Origin of the sequence: Staphylococcus sp. HMSC062A01, assembly GCF_001836805.1 — a bacterium.
In the GTDB taxonomy this organism is placed as follows: Bacteria; Bacillota; Bacilli; order Staphylococcales; family Staphylococcaceae; genus Staphylococcus; species Staphylococcus haemolyticus.
In genome coordinates this window covers 68,978-84,829 of record NZ_KV830626.1, presented here as the reverse complement: position 1 = coordinate 84,829, position 15,852 = coordinate 68,978, and the positions used below count along the sequence as shown (strand labels likewise).

General features: G+C 32.6%; 15 protein-coding genes and 2 pseudogenes. 7 read left to right on the top strand and 10 right to left on the bottom strand.

The genetic code is table 11. The features are described from left to right. Positions 1–259: 259 nt before the first annotated feature. The 3 genes from HMPREF2715_RS07710 to HMPREF2715_RS07700 all read right to left on the bottom strand — a co-directional run bounded on the left by HMPREF2715_RS07710 (position 260) and on the right by HMPREF2715_RS07700 (position 3,770). Positions 260–1,684, bottom strand: a complete 1,425-nt coding sequence (locus tag HMPREF2715_RS07710; protein ID WP_070580965.1) for a phosphate--AMP phosphotransferase — start codon at positions 1,682–1,684, stop codon at positions 260–262. A 155-nt stretch (positions 1,685–1,839) separates the two neighbouring features. Next, positions 1,840–2,898 carry a PTS sugar transporter subunit IIC gene (locus tag HMPREF2715_RS07705; RefSeq protein ID WP_070839763.1) on the bottom strand — a complete coding sequence of 353 codons (1,059 nt, stop codon included), beginning with the start codon at positions 2,896–2,898 and terminating at the stop codon, positions 1,840–1,842. Positions 2,899–3,206: 308 nt separating this feature from the next. After that, positions 3,207–3,770: a M23 family metallopeptidase gene (locus tag HMPREF2715_RS07700; protein WP_070580967.1), complete on the bottom strand. Its 564-nt coding sequence runs from the start codon at positions 3,768–3,770 to the stop codon at positions 3,207–3,209. Positions 3,771–4,082: 312 nt separating this feature from the next. On the opposite strand from HMPREF2715_RS07700, the gene HMPREF2715_RS07695 reads away from it, so the two are divergent. The 4 genes and pseudogenes from HMPREF2715_RS07695 to HMPREF2715_RS12445 all read left to right on the top strand — a co-directional run. Beyond that, positions 4,083–4,649: a TetR/AcrR family transcriptional regulator gene (locus tag HMPREF2715_RS07695; protein ID WP_037551553.1), complete on the top strand. Its 567-nt coding sequence runs from the start codon at positions 4,083–4,085 to the stop codon at positions 4,647–4,649. A gap of 207 nt (positions 4,650–4,856) precedes the next feature. Beyond that, positions 4,857–5,801, top strand: a complete 945-nt coding sequence (locus HMPREF2715_RS07690) for an LLM class oxidoreductase (RefSeq protein ID WP_070580969.1) — start codon at positions 4,857–4,859, stop codon at positions 5,799–5,801. 12 nt (positions 5,802–5,813) lie between these two features. After that, the gene (locus HMPREF2715_RS07685) at positions 5,814–6,050 is read left to right on the top strand and encodes a DUF896 domain-containing protein (RefSeq protein ID WP_070580971.1); all 237 of its coding nucleotides are present in this window, start codon (positions 5,814–5,816) and stop codon (positions 6,048–6,050) included. Positions 6,051–6,442: 392 nt separating this feature from the next. After that, positions 6,443–7,008: pseudogene (locus tag HMPREF2715_RS12445) on the top strand (EamA family transporter); the annotation flags it as partial. Between the two features lie 291 nt (positions 7,009–7,299). On the opposite strand, the gene HMPREF2715_RS07675 reads toward HMPREF2715_RS12445, so the two are convergent. Continuing rightward, positions 7,300–8,154, bottom strand: coding sequence for a fructosamine kinase family protein (locus HMPREF2715_RS07675; RefSeq protein ID WP_070440856.1), 855 nt, complete (start codon positions 8,152–8,154; stop codon positions 7,300–7,302). 230 nt (positions 8,155–8,384) lie between these two features. On the opposite strand from HMPREF2715_RS07675, the gene HMPREF2715_RS07670 reads away from it, so the two are divergent. Both HMPREF2715_RS07670 and HMPREF2715_RS07665 read left to right on the top strand, forming a co-directional pair. Beyond that, the gene (locus HMPREF2715_RS07670; RefSeq protein WP_070580974.1) at positions 8,385–9,452 is read left to right on the top strand and encodes a quinone-dependent dihydroorotate dehydrogenase; all 1,068 of its coding nucleotides are present in this window, start codon (positions 8,385–8,387) and stop codon (positions 9,450–9,452) included. Positions 9,453–9,524: 72 nt separating this feature from the next. Beyond that, positions 9,525–9,818 (top strand): hypothetical protein, encoded by a 294-nt coding sequence (locus HMPREF2715_RS07665; RefSeq protein WP_070440861.1) that lies wholly within the window; start codon positions 9,525–9,527, stop codon positions 9,816–9,818. Positions 9,819–9,870: 52 nt separating this feature from the next. Here HMPREF2715_RS07665 and HMPREF2715_RS07660 read toward each other — a convergent pair whose 3' ends face one another. From HMPREF2715_RS07660 to HMPREF2715_RS12060, 3 genes are all read right to left on the bottom strand, one after another. Continuing rightward, entirely contained in the window at positions 9,871–10,587 is a 717-nt protein-coding gene (locus HMPREF2715_RS07660) for an epoxyqueuosine reductase QueH (RefSeq protein ID WP_070440864.1), read from the bottom strand. 270 nt (positions 10,588–10,857) lie between these two features. Continuing rightward, positions 10,858–11,079, bottom strand: a complete 222-nt coding sequence (locus HMPREF2715_RS12290) for a hypothetical protein (protein WP_240565834.1) — start codon at positions 11,077–11,079, stop codon at positions 10,858–10,860. Positions 11,080–11,146: 67 nt separating this feature from the next. Next, on the bottom strand, positions 11,147–11,320 hold the full coding sequence (locus HMPREF2715_RS12060; RefSeq protein ID WP_176743868.1) for a hypothetical protein: 174 nt from the start codon (positions 11,318–11,320) through the stop codon (positions 11,147–11,149). A gap of 127 nt (positions 11,321–11,447) precedes the next feature. Here HMPREF2715_RS12060 and HMPREF2715_RS07650 point away from each other — a divergent pair. Continuing rightward, positions 11,448–11,984 (top strand): annotated as a pseudogene (locus tag HMPREF2715_RS07650) (CocE/NonD family hydrolase C-terminal non-catalytic domain-containing protein); the annotation flags it as partial. A gap of 134 nt (positions 11,985–12,118) precedes the next feature. Here the strand turns inward: HMPREF2715_RS07650 and HMPREF2715_RS07645 are convergent. The 3 genes from HMPREF2715_RS07645 to alsS all read right to left on the bottom strand — a co-directional run bounded on the left by HMPREF2715_RS07645 (position 12,119) and on the right by alsS (position 15,542). Then, positions 12,119–13,006, bottom strand: a complete 888-nt coding sequence (locus HMPREF2715_RS07645) for a zinc ribbon domain-containing protein (RefSeq protein ID WP_070440872.1) — start codon at positions 13,004–13,006, stop codon at positions 12,119–12,121. A gap of 132 nt (positions 13,007–13,138) precedes the next feature. After that, entirely contained in the window at positions 13,139–13,843 is a 705-nt protein-coding gene (gene budA / locus HMPREF2715_RS07640) for an acetolactate decarboxylase (RefSeq protein WP_070440875.1), read from the bottom strand. A 34-nt stretch (positions 13,844–13,877) separates the two neighbouring features. Further along, positions 13,878–15,542, bottom strand: coding sequence for an acetolactate synthase AlsS (gene alsS / locus HMPREF2715_RS07635; RefSeq protein WP_070580978.1), 1,665 nt, complete (start codon positions 15,540–15,542; stop codon positions 13,878–13,880). Positions 15,543–15,852: the final 310 nt, after the last annotated feature.

The window sequence follows — 15,852 nt, the reverse complement described above, 5'->3', positions numbered from 1 at the left end:
TTCTGTAATATTATTTTTTGAACAAATCGTTTAAAATTTCATTATGAAATGAGGTTTTACAATACTCTTTTAAGAAATTTACAATAATTTTACATATTCTGTAATATTACAAATTGCCGTTTTGTTACAATGCCGTAATATTTCTAACAACTTAGAATATATTCAATTTATTTATATAACATAGAAAAACCAAGAAACGACTCTATCATTAACCGTTTCTTGGTTTATTAATCAACTCATTACAGTATAGTCTTATAAATTAATAATCCTTGACGCCCCATAATACTTTTTCGCATTTACGAATAATATACTTCATTATTTCTATTCTTGATGTTTTCTTATGATCTGCTGGTACGACTAGCCATGGTGCATGTGTTGTATTTGTTTTTTTAACCATATCGTGGCTGGCTTCAACGTACAAATCCCACTTGTCACGATTACGCCAATCTTCATCAGTGATTTTCCATTGTTTATCTACATTATTTTGACGATCTTTAAAACGTTTAAGCTGTTCGTCTTTATCTAATGTCAGGAAGAATTTTAGGATGATCGCACCTTCATCGGTCCACATCTTTTCAAATGCGTTGATCTCATCATAGGCTCGTTGCCATTCATTCATTGTTGCAAATCCTTCAATTCGCTCAACTAATACACGTCCATACCAACTTCTATCAAACAATTCGATATGACCGCTTCTTGGCATATCCTTTGCAAAGCGCCATAAATAATGATGTTTCAATTCAACATCTGTAGGTGCGCTGATGCCATTAACTTCATAACCAGTAGGATCAAGCTTTTCTCTAATACGCTTAATATTACCACCTTTTCCTGCTGCATCCATTCCTTCAAATACAAGAATTAACGGAATTTTTCTATCATATAAAGCAAATTGTATTTCGCGCATACGTTTCTGCAGTTCAGTAATTAATGTTTTGTATTCTTCTTTAGAAACTTTTTCTACATCTTTATCAAACAGTTCAGTAGCAAAGTGCTCTGAGAATTCACCATCATAAACTTTATCCTTCGCATGATGTTTCGCTATGGCTTGTTCTAAACGTTCAATAATGTGTTCATACATCTTTTCAATCGCCATTTGGCGTTCTGTATAGTCAATAATCTTCCATTGTTTATCCTGTTTAATAAATTGATGCATGTCTTCTAAATACGTTTCTGTTGATAGTACACTTCCATACTCTTGAACTTTCCAACGCATCAGTGGATTATCTTTTGTTTGTTTAATATGTTCTTGTCTTTTATCTTCATTGATTTCAATAAAGAATTTGATGATTTCATAATCATCCTCGATTAACATATCTTCAAAAGATGTAATTTGTTCTTTTAAAACATCATAATTTTTATATCTATCGTGTTTAATTTCGTTTTCTCGATAATCTAAATAATGAGAGTACCAGCTTCTAAAATAGACATTGATATCACCTTTTTTAGGTAATGTATTCCAATATTTTTGTAAAAACTGATAACGCAAATCATCCTTTTGCGGTGATTGTGTCGCAATAAAATGTGTATATTTGGCATCAAAATTGAGTAATAATTCATTTGAAAGTCGTGTTTTTCCAGAAGCAGGGACACCTTCAAATAGAATCATAATTGGAATACCTAATTTGTGTGTCTGTCTTGTAAGTTCAGCTGTCTTTAGTGCTAATTTTTCGATTTTATTAGCCATTAACCATTCACCCTTTAAGTAACTTATTATTTCATTTTTATTGTAACACTATTTATTTCATATTTTATCTTAATTTCTATATGTATTCTCATTTTCAAAAAAGAATTGATAAAATGCGATAATCAACACTTTATCAATTCCTATTTAACAAATGGTTAACCCATAAATTTATATATGTCGTTTGTATAAAGATGTAATACTTTTCGGAAAATAATATCTAAAATGAATGCAGTCACTAATGGTACAACAAAGAATCCCAAAATAATGAGTAAGATACTTAATATTGCAGAATCTACATGTAAGAATTTAAAAGCACTAATTGGTCCAATCATCCCAATGAAACCAAATCCTGCAGACTCTTTAGTTCCCGCAATACCAATCAAGCTACCTGCAATTCCTGAAATTCCAGCAGTTATAAGAATTGGTAACATTATAATTGGATATTTCACCATGTTTGGCATCATCATTTTCACACCGCCGAAGAATATAGAAATTGGTACTGCAACTCTGTTCACTTTGCTTGTCCCAATAAGTAATACTGCTTCAGTAGCTGAAATACCAATAGATGCTGAACCTGCTGCCAGACCTGTAATCCCTATAGCAATAGCTATCGCAACAGTTGATAATGGTGAAATAATAATAAAACTAAAGACCATAGAGATAAGCATACACATCAATACAGGTTGTAGTTCTGTGAAGCTATTAACCATATTACCAATGCCAGTTGTAATCATATGTACGTATGGCAATATAAGTACACCAATTGTAGCGGATAAACCACCTACGATAGTTGGATACACAATCAGTGCCATGCTACCGACACGTTTTTCAATTAATAAAATAAATAATACAGCAATCGTTGCAGTAATCATCGTATTAATCAAGTCTCCGATGCCGGCAATTACCCAGGCACCATTCTTAAATTGTGCAGCCCCGCTTCCTACATAAGATGCACAAGCAACAACTACAATTGCTAATGGTGTCATATCAAATTTCAAAGCAATAAGCGCTCCTATTAAAGCAGGTACTGTAAATTGCATTGCTTGTACGACATGTAACAATGTTCCAAAAAATGGGTGGTGATGCATGAACGCTTTAAAGATTTCTCCCAAAATAGCATTAGGTACTAATCCAACAACGATACCAATGGCTACGCCCGATAGCACTCTAAATGTAAAATCTTTAACGCCTATTTCTCTAAGTGTTGATGTCATATAAAAAACCTCCTATTGTTTAATCTGCACACTTAATATGTTGATCAGCCTACTTACTGATGATTGATGCCACATGTAAACAACTACTCACGTCAATCATTTGAATAAGTAACGATAGATTTTACTATATCATAAATTCTAAATTTTCAGAATATTATTTTTATTTTTCTCAAAAAAGTAACATTTAACGATAATGATTGGATTCCAAAATTTACTTCTTGGTTAATAGGTATGAATTTTTGATGTTAAAAAATCTGAAACATGACTCAGGCTTCAGATTTTTAATACTATCTATTTTGTTTTTCATATCAGATATTAAATAAACTCTTTTCTTTTTCTGGTAGTTGATCAATAAATGATTGTGGATCTTCTGCATAATCATTGCCTATGCCATCCTTCATTCTTTGAAAATGTAAATGCGAGCCAGTTGTCTGTTCACCTGTATTACCAGATAAAGCAATCACATCTCCGGCTTTAACTTGTTGACCTTGAGTTACCTTGAAATCATTTAAATGCATATACCATTGATGATATCGGCCATTATCTTCAGAGATTTGTATCACTTTTCCACCTAAATCATCTTCAAATATTCTTGTGACAACACCATCTGTCGCTGCTAACACTTTTGTATCTTCAGGTAAGTCATAATCATTACCATAATGTTTGTCATTACCTTCAAACTCTAAACCATGATTATATGTGCCATAACCATGCGTCAAACGTCCATCACTATTCCAATCACCATATTGATTATCATCATTAAAAGACATTTGAGATGGTTGCATATCAATTTCACGAATTAAATATGTTACGGAAACACCGATACCTACACATATCAGTATAGTCATAACTTTTTTGATAAATTGTTTCAAACATCGCTCTCCTTTTTAATTCATTATTATTCTGTATATTATCAAACATCACGACAAGAAAGTGTATACTTTGCTTATAATCAGACTAATTGACTAGATAATGGACAAAATTGACTATTACAATAGTAGAAACTCGTCTCATAATTAATTTTAACCATAATTAAATTAAAAATTTTATTAGGAAATTGAAGTTTGACTACTCCACAGTTTAGGTTGATAGTTACATATCATTGTAAGCGTGAACTTTGACAACCATCTCACTTCGACAGATAATTTAATGTAAGCTATAGGTCAACAAGGGAGGTGCCTATATTGACTACGACTAAAGTGGATCCTCGTATTATCAGAACAAAGAAGCTGCTGGTAGAAGCGTTTCAAGAGGTTTCCCGAGAGAAAAAGATGTCACAAATCACTGTTAAAGATATTACTGAACGTGCCACGGTCAATCGTGCTACTTTCTACGCACATTTTACAGATAAATATGATATTCTCAATTACACTTTATCCGAAACAATTTTGAAAGATTTAAATAATACATTATCCGTATCAGATATTATTAATGAAACTGTCATATCAAACCTATTTATTTCTATTGCTAATTATATGGTTGAAGTGCAAGACTCTTGCAAGATGAATAGTGAAACGTTTTGTAACCAAGCCCATCAACGTATTAATAATGAATTAGAAGATATTTTTACCATTATGCTTCGTAATAGCTACCCTGAACAGGATATTGACGTTCTCGTTAATAGTGCTAGTTTTCTAGCTTCAGGATTATGTGGTCTCGCTAGACATTGGCTCGATACCAGTTCGCTTACAGCAGAAGCTTTTATAGATAAAAATTTACCTTTCTTAATTCATCACATCACACACTTGTAATTAAACCTTTAAGGCATTGCCTTAGAGGTTTTTTATGGAAAAAGCTAATCTAATCAACAAATACTGAGCATTGTTGTCTAAGCAACAAGTTTCATAAGCATGTATGTTGCATATTATTTAAATGGGGCGTATATTACATTTATACAACATGTGTTAGTTAGATAATAAGTGTTGTATAAATATTAAATGAAGTTAGGAGGTAAGGACATGTCAGATATTGATGAACACGAGGGATTTAAACGTACGTTTAAAAATAATAAATTGACACTAGGTTTATCCATACCGTTTGATAATAAACAACAAAACAATATTGATTTTGATGAGCAATTGAGACTCGCTCAAAAGGCAGAGTCTTTGGGATTTACAAGTTTGTCTGTGAGAGATAATCCATTGTATAGCCCTCACTTAGGCAACGTTACTACGAATTATGATCCATTCGTCTTTTTAACTTATCTGAGTGCCTTTACCTCAAAGATTGCACTGGGTACTGGTAGTACCGTAGCAACCTTACGACATCCCATTCATCTAGCTAAATCAGCTGCCTCACTTGATCTCATTTCCAATCAACGTTTATTACTCGGTATGGCTACCGGTGATCGCTCTTTTGAATTCCCTGCATTTAAAGTAGACGAAAATGAATTAACAGAACGTTATCAAACAACCATTCACTCACTAAGAGAACTGTGGCAATCACATTCTCCCAAAATCTCAAATTCAATTTTCGAATTATATGAAGATTCAGGGTTACAAGTATTGCCAAAACACCATTCAATTCCAATGTTTGGTACCGGATATTCAAAACAATCAATGGCTTGGCTTCAAGAAAATATGGATGGTTGGCTATTTTACGCACAACCTTTTCAAGATCAAAAGAAATTAGTAGAAGCTTGGCACAGTGGTACCGACCGATTTAAACCGTTTATGAATATTCTAATGATTGATTTATCCCAAAATCCAAATGAAACCGTAAAACCGATTAAATGTGGTTTCCGTACTGGACGTAAAAATTTATTACAAATATTAAAAGCTTATGAATCAATTAATACAAATCATATTATCTTAAGATTTACAAACGATGATCGTGATATCGAAGCATTAATAGAAGAGGTTGGTGTGCACATTGTTCCCCACTTCCCAGCTCATACAAATTAGGAGGAATAAATAATGAGAGAATTATTAGATAGAATTAATCAATTAGCAAATAAAGAAAAAGTTGAAAGTTTGAGTGTTGATGAAAAACAAGAACAACATCAATTAAGACAAGAATATTTAGGTATGATTAGAGGTCAAGTACTTCATACTTTCTCAACGATGAAAGTTTTAGACCCACTTGGCCAAGACGTTACACCTGATAAAGTGTATGACTTAAGAGAAGAATACGGCAACATTCAAGAAAATTAAAATCATATTATCAAGACTTAGGCTGCCCTTAAAGTTCCAACTTTGAGGGTAGCTTTTTTATGTCCATATTTTTGAGTAAAATCCTTAGTTGATCACAGCTCATTTTGTTGAAACCCTTTCCTAGGGAAACTATAAAGTAGTTCTTTGATTTTAATAATTAAAACTACTTAATGAAGTGATCGCTCACTTATGTTCGTTTATGCGACTGATTCTCTATGCCGCTCAACAAATATATTTCATAGTCTATCGTAGAATAATTCAAGCCATAAATGTTTATTTATAAGATACATTCAGGTATAGAATCAAACATCCTAACTTATCACGATAATAATTATGATATTATATAAAATAAATATATAATAATATATAAAACAACTAAGAAAGGGCATACCATGAATAAGGTTAAAAAAGGGTATTTATTTAATATTATTTCCGTAGCAATCCTGTCTTTACCCCCAATATTAAACAAACTTTCACTCAGTGATTTATCATCTATTCAAGCAAATTTTTTTATGCTTTGTTTTCAACTTTAATATTATTAATAACTGTATTACTCGATAAAAGTAAAATAAAAATCTATCCTAACAAATTTATATGGCTCTTAGGTATTACTAATACAATAGGTACTTTACTCCAATATGTAAGTTTAAGTTTGTTAGATCCATTTAGTGTTGGATTATTAGGAAGATTTTATATTATATTTGCGTTGTTTCTTTCAGTGCTCTTTCTAAATGAAACATTGTGCAAAAACGATACCCTTCCTATAATTTTTGCTGTTATAGGTACATTCTTGATTACTCATTTTTCAGGTGATTTTAACAGTATATTAGGTGTGATTGTCGCCCTATCTTATACATTCTTTTTTGCGCTAACGAATATATTAGCTAAAAAGACCGTCAAAGACATTGATTCTAAAACCATCTTACTATACAATCGGGCGACTTCTACTTTGTTGCTTATGAAAGAGTTATACTTTGATTTAGCTGGAAAAGTCCTACCTTATCAGCTTCCAAATATTACTCAATGTGTAGACATGGATAAAATTATATATGGTTCAGATGCACCTTATACAACCGATTAAGTTGTTACGATGTTAGCTGATGAACTTGAAAGAACTGATCTATTATCACATCATGAACTTGAGAAAATGTTCTATGATAATGGCAAACAATTATTAAAAACAATTAAAGAAGATTAATAAGCTTGAGCGGCACGGGTATCACTGTACCTGTACCGCCCATGCTTATTTTTATGCCAATATTTCATCCATTGATCGATTTACGCTACTAGCGTACATTCCACCAAATTTTAGTAAATGGACCATAAATAAATATAGTCTATAAAATTCTAAACGCTTACGAGCACCTTTTCCTGAAGGATAGTGCTTCTCATATTCGTCATAAAATTCTCGGGTAAATCCACCAAATACAGTAGTGATTCCTAAATCAAACTCCCTATCGCCATAAAACGGTGCAGGATCGAATAAAGCGGGGCTACCATCTGTTAAGAACATATAATTGCCACCCCATAAGTCTCCATGCAATAATGACGGTTTACTATTGTGATTTTCTAGTTCATTTACCATCACTGTGCGGACTTGTTCATAGACTTTATTATCTTCGTCATTCCATAATCCTTTCCCCATGAGTTCATCTCTCAAATGATCCATACGACGTTCGACAAAGATTTCACTCCACGAATCAGACCAAGTATTATCAAATGAAATATCTCCACCTTCATGAGGTAAATCAAATCCAAATTTGCCGTCAGATTGTTGCTGGCTATGCATTTTGGCTACTAATTGACCTAGTTTTCGTTGACTACCGGTCGTTCCCTCATCTAAGTAACTCAATATTAAGAAAGCATCACCATTAATTTCACCGCTATCAATCACATGTGGTGCTGTAACACCTGCTTCCTCAAAAGCGTTAAGTCCAGCAATTTCAGCAGCATAGAATGATTTATCACGATTGCGTTGAACTAATAAGAAATACACGTCATCTTCTGTAGTTACTTTGAATGCTTCGTTCACATCTCCACCACTCACCGACTTAATGTCTCGTATATGATTTAATGGTAATTGTTCTTGCCAATCTTTTTTCATGATGTTTCCTCCTTCGAATACATCTTCTCACTTTATTATTATATTTCCTGAAATAGGACTATTTAATCGTTAGCATATATATCCACATTTAAGTTGAGGCAAATTTTTAAACAGTTTCTAAATTAACTATGCAATTATTCTTGAACATGCTAGTCTTAGAGAGGAATGTTTTTTCAATGATATTAAATGAGGATAGTAAGCCTCAAATACAATGAAACAGGAGCATTAAAATGTATAAATTAATTAAACCACTATTATTTAAATTCGACCCTGAAAAAGCGCATGGCATGACCATTGATGCTTTAAAACTTGCCCAAAAACGTCTCTTTTTACTACCTATTATGCACAAAATCTTTAACTATGAAGATCCTTATTTAACACAAACAATTAAAGGTATCACATTTAACAACCCAGTTGGTTTAGCTGCTGGCTTTGACAAATCTTGCGAAGTACCTAAAGCACTTGAAAATGTTGGCTTCGGTGCACTTGAATTAGGTGGCATTACACCTAAACCTCAAGATGGTAATCCAAAACCTCGCATGTATCGTCTAGTTGAAGATAATGCATTAATCAATCGTATGGGCTTTAATAATATTGGTATGAACAGAGCGTTATGGAATTTACGTCGCCATTCATACAATATCCCTGTTGGCTTAAATGTTGGTGTAAATAAAACGACACCTTATAATGAGCGTTATCAAGATTACATTAAAGTAATTGATACGTTTAAAGCTGATGTCTCATTTTTTACAGTTAACATAAGTTCACCAAATACTGAGAATTTACAAAGTTTCCATGATAAAGATGAATTTTCAATGTTATGCAAAGCTTTGAAAGACTTTAAAGCCAATACAGAAGTAAATGTCCCTATTTTCTTAAAATTAACTTCTGATTTAGAACTAGATGGTTTTAAAAATATTCTACCAGCAATCACTGAAACATTTGATGGTATGATTCTAGCGAATACAACTCGTAAGCGTGATGGTCTCACTTCTTCTAATAAAGTAGAAGATGGCGGATTAAGTGGACAACCCCTTTTCAAAAGAAATTTAGAGTTAGTGAAATGGGCATATCAACAAACAAATGGCGAATTCTTAATTATCGGCACAGGCGGTATATTTAGTGCTAAAGATGCCATTCAAATGATGCGAAATGGTGCATCTCTTGTTCAAATCTATTCTTCATTAGTTATTGAAGGTCCTGGTTTGACTAAGAAGATAAATAAAGACATCGCTGCTTACTTAAAGCGACATAATTATAATAACGTGAGTGATATTATTGGATTAGACGCAAAATAATATAGCTTTACTTAATTATAAAAAGTACTATACTTAAGCCAAAGATAACAAGTTTACCGGAGGGGTATACGTATGACTGCAGAAGATAAACATACAAAACAAAATGCAGACCAACCGTCTAAAAGTAAAGAACAGCCATCAAATCAAAATGATAAAGTGCAAAAAGATGACGATAATAGCATTGGTTACAATGGTGAAAAGAAAACTGCACTTGATCTTGAAATCGAACGTGAATTACTTGAAATGATGGAAAATGAAGATCCAGAACCTGAGAAGCAGAAAAAAGGTTTGAAAATTGCAGGTATCCTATCTGCATTTGTGATTGCCATTCTAGCCATTATACGTCTCATTAATCGAACAATATAAAATACGACTCCTAATTTAAAATGATTAAACTTCAAATTAGGAGTCATTTTCTTTAAAATTGTTGTAAAAAATCTTTAGCTTCTTGATTGATTTGTTTAAAATCAATGCCTTGAGCCATCGCAGCGAAGACACATCCACAATAGCATTGTCGAAATATATGATAGTCATTACACATCTCTATTGAACGTTCATAGCCCTTATTTTTCTTGAAGTCACTCGGCAAGTAGCTCACATCATATAAATGTTGTACTTCCATACCCAGTTCATTTATAAGTTGCGCATTCTTTTTAGGTGATAGTGTGAGTGCACTTCCAAAGTAATCATACCCGTATTTCACAGCAGCTTCAGCAACTAGCTCCAACCGCATTTCGAAACATGCCGTACAACGTAACCCACCTTCTGGTTCTTCAGTGAGGCCACGTGATTTTGCCATTTTCATAAATTCATGCGGTTTATATTCCGCTTCAATATATTTAACATTCTTTCCGGTTCTCTCATTAAAATTATAGACAAATTGTTCCTGAACTTTTGCACGTCTTAAATATTCATTTTTAGGATGTATATTGGGATTCGCAAAATAAATTGCCACGTCAGCATATTCCGTTAAATATTCTAACGTATAAGTGCTACATGGCGCACAACAACTATGTAGTAAGAGTTTAGGTCTTAAACCTTCCCTTTCCCATTGATTAATTAATTTTTTCAATACCTTATCGTAGTTAATTTTTTGATTCTTCATTTTAGCAATAATTGGATCAGCTTTTAACATAAAAAATGACTCCTTAAGCATTATATACATTTATTATATAATAATTAAGGAGTTGAATAATAGTTAATATTCTTTTTTTAGCATAATCATATAGTAAATAAACATGATACCGTCGAATAGCACACCAGAAATTGCACATTTGATTAATTGTTCTTTGAAGTTAAACCCATCATTAAAAATATAAGGGAAGATAATCCCCGTAATAATAAACATCATCGTTGCAAAATAAACGACGAAAAACGAGCATTTTATTGCAAGCTTTTTCACCCATTATTTGTATTCTTCAGCTGAATGAGCTTTTAACTCATCTAAACGGTTTCTTCTATTAATCCAAAGAGATACAAACGTTAAAATAACACTCAACGCTAATAAGCATATTGTTCCAAAATCCACTGTTTCTCTCTTCATATCAATAACCAAGCTTATTGTACCTAAGATAACTATTGAAATATATGTCAATAAAAACATAACCGCTAACTTATGTTCAAGCACACATTGCTCACGCTCATCACGACCTGTGGGATTTCGAGTGAACCAATTAAATAAATTTATCCATTTCTTAATCCTCCTCACCATATTCTTTAACAATTTTACCTTTACCAACGAAATAACTTACTACGCCGAAAATTAAAGCAGAAATAAAATTAAATGTTATGAAAAATCCTAATTCAATCTTTTGATCTGAAAAATATAGTCGCGTTAAATTAAGTAGGATCATGATTACACCAAACATAATACCACCGAAAATACTGCCTAACTTATGCTTCTTTAATAATCTTTGATATGCTTCTTTAGAATAAACTCGATTTTCATCTAAATTATTTTTTCGAATGCCTCTCGATAAGAAAATACTAGCAATCGATTCTGAAAGTGATGACGATGAATTATGTTATGTTCATACTTTCGAACAAGATACAGAATTGACTGATAATATGAAATTAAAACTGTGGATAGCCGCAGAAAATGCTGACGATTTAGACATCTTTGCAGGCATTAAAAAGTTAGACCGTCGTGGTAATGAGGTGCATTTTCCTGATTTCAATCATATTGAAAAAGGTCAAGTTGCAACAGGTTGGTTACGCGCTTCTCATCGCGAACTAGATGAAACGAAATCAACAATTGCACAACCATGGCATACACATGAACATGAACAAAAAGTTAGCCCAAATGAAATCGTGCCAATCGAAATAGAATGGTTACCATCTGGTACATTATTTAAAAAAGGTGAGTCATTAGCAGTTGTTGTTAAATGTAACGAAATTATCAAAGGTAATAGCACTCCTTTACCTAATACGAAAACACGTTATGAACACGAAGATACTGTAAACAAAGACAATCACCTTGTTTATACTGGTGGCGATTATGATTCACACCTAATTATTCCAGTAATTGAATAATTATTTAAAGTAACATAAACATTAAGCATATTCTTTTTCTCAATACCTAAAAGCCAGTAAATGAATTATAAAATTCACTTACTGACTTTTAAATTTATATATCATCTACCATTAATATTTATCTCAAGATATCATTAGAGCCAACGCCAAAATAATTGATGTAAAATACCTAAATCATCATATCGATGAATGATAGTTGAACCAAATAAATGTAAGGCAAATCCAATAATTACAAAGAAAATCATTACACTATAGAAACTCGCAAAACGTAACGTATGATTTACACTATACTTTGAAATTAAATACACTGATGATGTTAAAAGTAAAATCACTGAAAAGGCAATCAATATACCACTGAAAATATACAACTCAAGGAAAAACACAATAAATCCTAAAAATAACATACTTACTGATAATGTATTAACTAATATATAATCAGATAAAACCTTTTTAAAGGAAATGCTTTCTACTATCATTAAGCGAATAACGGCGAATGTTACGATAAATAAAAACGCAAGTGCTAGCATAGTAGTTAATACAAATTTCAAGATAATTGTTGCAGTATCAACAAAATAACCATCAAATAAACGTGCTGAAAGTAGGTGTAAAAACATTCCCAATATAAGTAAACCAATAATGACTAATGATGATAGCAAAGTCATACTAAATAACTTATTCCCTTTCATCACTGCATCATGAGAAGTAAAAGCTTGTTTAAAAAATTGCTTACTTTCATTGAAGGTCGATTTCACTTTAATCGTGAATGGACCTTCAGCGTAGCGGTGTTCATAAGACATATATCTATGTGTAAATTCACCACGATCGTACTCACTATGATTCTGTTCTCCATTAATTTGTTCTTGCTTAACAGCTGTAGAATGACTTGTAGATTGAATCTCCGAATTGAATGATTCTGTTGTTGATTGCGTTGATTGAGATAATGAACCATTTAATTTATTACCACAACTACCGCAATATTGATCTCCTTGTTGATATGTCTGACCACAATTTGGACATTGCATTAGGGCTCCCTCCATAAATATAAAATTCTAAGTTATTATACCATTATTTTATATTGTGTCATATATTATATTTTATAAATTAAAAAAGAAAGATGAATTCATTGAAAATTCATCTTTCTTTCATAGGTATGATTATTCAGCTTCTCTAATCTCTGCATCAACATCTGCGTAATCAATTTCTGTTTCTGTAAATGTTTTATTATTAACTGGGAAATGTTGTTTGAATGTTTCGAAATTCTGTATTTCAACAGTTACATCGTCTACTTCAAAGTCTAATACATGACCACCAAAGTTGCGCTCATCATTAGCAAAGTGAATATGGAAACCAGCTGATCCAATACCGTGGAATAATTCTGGAGTAAAGAATCCAATAATTGTTCCTTTAATATCTTCACGCGTTTCCTCTGGTTGTCTACGTGCTGAATCAATTAATCTAGTGTAAGGTGGTTCTTGTTTAGGCATCATTCGTACGTGCATTTTTTTAAAAGTACCACTTATTTTCACTGCAGAGAATAAGTTATCACTTAACATATGTTCTTTAACTTCGTTTAACACTTTTTCAGAATCTTTATTTGAAGTTTGATATGTTTGATCTGCTTCAAAACGAGTAATTGTTGCATATGGCGTCATTTCATCACCATTTAGTTTCTTAAACTCCTTATGCTCGTTAGCATGGAATGCTTCACCATCTAAAAAGATAACCTCACCATTAGAACCTGTTAATGTAGCTAGTCCTGAATCACCATGTTCTAATAGTTCATCGATAGACGCAGTTCCTTCTAATAGACCTGCCATTAATGTACCTAAAGTACCATGTTGATATAATACGTGACTCATTGAATATTCACTCCTATGTTTGTTTGACTAATAATTAATTTAAAGAATCTGGTAATACATTCGTTGATAATTTGATATTGTCTTTATAATTCACTGGGATATCAATTAATACAGGGCCTTCAGTTGCATAGCCTTCTTTTAAAGCCGCTTCTAATTCTTCTTGATTAGTAACACGTAACCCTTTTGCACCGAATGATTCAGCATATTTCACATAATCAACTGGTCCAAATTCAACTCCAGCTGAACGTTTATATTTCATTTCTTCTTGGAACTCTACCATATTATATTTACCGTCATTCCAAATTAATTGGATGATGTTTAAATTTTTGCGTACGGCTGTTTCTAAATCTTGACCTGAGAATAAGAAACCGCCATCTCCAGCTACTGACACAACTTGAGTATTTGGGCGCACTAATGCAGCTGCGATTGCCCAAGGTAAAGCAACACCAAGTGTTTGCATACCATTACTAAATAGTAAATGTCTTGGATTGTAACTTCTAAATTTACGTGCCATCCAAATATAATGGCTACCTACGTCTACAGTAACAGTTGTATCGTCAGTTAGTGTTTTTTGCATTGTTTCAATAATTTCTAATGGATGCATTACGCCATCTTCATGTGTGTACTTGATACCTGTTGCTTCAATGACTTCTGCTCTCAAACGTTCTAAGTCATCTAAACGATTTTGATTAATAATAGGTTCATGCACATTTTCAGATAGGAGTTGAATTGTCCCTGCAATATTACCAATTAATTCTTTTTTAGGGCGTAAAAAGTTAGTGATTTCAGCCTGTACTTCATCAATAACAATGATTTCTGTATCTAATTCTTTATTCCAATTACTTGCTTCGTATTCAATTGGATCATAACCAATTGCAACAACTAAGTCAGCTTTTCTTAATAATTCGTCACCTACTTGGTTACGGAATAAACCGACTCTTCCGAAGAAGTGATTTTCTAATTCACGGTCAAGTACACCGGCACCCTGGAATGTTTCAACAACTGGTAAATTTGATTTAGCAACTAATTGACGAATTGCTTCAGTTTCTTTCTCACTTGAACTTCTCATACCTACTAGCAACACTGGGAATTTCGCATGTTTTATAGCTTTGATAACGTCTTGAATGTCTTCTGAATTTGGAACACCTAGTTGTGGTTGTTCACATAAATCAATTGCATTAGATGTTACTGGAGACTCGATAACATCTTGTGGGATACTAATAAAACTTGCACCATTTTTACCTGAAGTCGCTGTACGAATAGCGTTTGTCATTACTTCAGATAGAGACTCAGGATCTTGTACTTCTGCGCTATATTTCGTAGATGATCTTAAAAGAGAAGCGTTATCTACTGCTTGATGCGTCATACGTAATAAATCGTTACGTTTAACTTGACCACCGATAGCTAACACTGGATCACCTTCTGAAGTCGCTGTTAATAATCCAGTTGTTAAGTTACTTACTCCAGGGCCACTCGTTACTAATGCTACACCTGGTTTACCAGTTAAACGACCGATACCTTGTGCCATCATGGCAGCATTTTGTTCGTGACGTGTCACAATAAGTTCTGGACCATCATCTTCAAGAGCATTAAAGAGATAGTCTATTTTAGCTCCTGGAATACCAAATACGTAATCTACATTATTATTTTTTAAAGTATCAATGACCATGTTTGCAGCAGAATAGTTTTCTTTAGTCATCTGAATTCATATCCTTTCAAGTTCTGTTTTAAAGTTTAATATTAAAAAGAAGCCACCTACATGTCTATTTTTTAAGGGAAAAAGAGGGAAAGACTTAGTTACATGAGTTGTGGCTTCTTTATATTTAAAGTTACTTCATTATTTCATTGTTGCTAGTAATCTCAGTTAGGGATACATATTTAAATGCGAGATGGGAGTCTTCTATCTATGTCAATTGGTGTAATAAATCATAAAGTTCAGCACTATTATGCTAATACAATATAAGGGGATGGATTTACTACACGAAATAGAAGCATTTAAATATGATGTA

What these genes read in the sequence shown, in the direction of transcription:
- HMPREF2715_RS07710 (WP_070580965.1), bottom strand. Translation starts at nt 1,684, where the DNA reads ATGGCTAATAAAATCGAAAAATTAGCACTAAAGACAGCTGAACTTACA.
- HMPREF2715_RS07705 (WP_070839763.1), bottom strand. Translation starts at nt 2,898, where the DNA reads ATGACATCAACACTTAGAGAAATAGGCGTTAAAGATTTTACATTTAGA.
- HMPREF2715_RS07690 (WP_070580969.1), top strand. Translation starts at nt 4,857, where the DNA reads ATGTCAGATATTGATGAACACGAGGGATTTAAACGTACGTTTAAAAAT.
- HMPREF2715_RS07685 (WP_070580971.1), top strand. Translation starts at nt 5,814, where the DNA reads ATGAGAGAATTATTAGATAGAATTAATCAATTAGCAAATAAAGAAAAA.
- HMPREF2715_RS07675 (WP_070440856.1), bottom strand. Translation starts at nt 8,154, where the DNA reads ATGAAAAAAGATTGGCAAGAACAATTACCATTAAATCATATACGAGAC.
- HMPREF2715_RS07670 (WP_070580974.1), top strand. Translation starts at nt 8,385, where the DNA reads ATGTATAAATTAATTAAACCACTATTATTTAAATTCGACCCTGAAAAA.
- HMPREF2715_RS07665 (WP_070440861.1), top strand. Translation starts at nt 9,525, where the DNA reads ATGACTGCAGAAGATAAACATACAAAACAAAATGCAGACCAACCGTCT.
- HMPREF2715_RS07660 (WP_070440864.1), bottom strand. Translation starts at nt 10,587, where the DNA reads ATGTTAAAAGCTGATCCAATTATTGCTAAAATGAAGAATCAAAAAATT.
- HMPREF2715_RS12060 (WP_176743868.1), bottom strand. Translation starts at nt 11,320, where the DNA reads ATGTTTGGTGTAATCATGATCCTACTTAATTTAACGCGACTATATTTT.
- HMPREF2715_RS07645 (WP_070440872.1), bottom strand. Translation starts at nt 13,006, where the DNA reads ATGCAATGTCCAAATTGTGGTCAGACATATCAACAAGGAGATCAATAT.
- budA (WP_070440875.1), bottom strand. Translation starts at nt 13,843, where the DNA reads ATGAGTCACGTATTATATCAACATGGTACTTTAGGTACATTAATGGCA.
- alsS (WP_070580978.1), bottom strand. Translation starts at nt 15,542, where the DNA reads ATGACTAAAGAAAACTATTCTGCTGCAAACATGGTCATTGATACTTTA.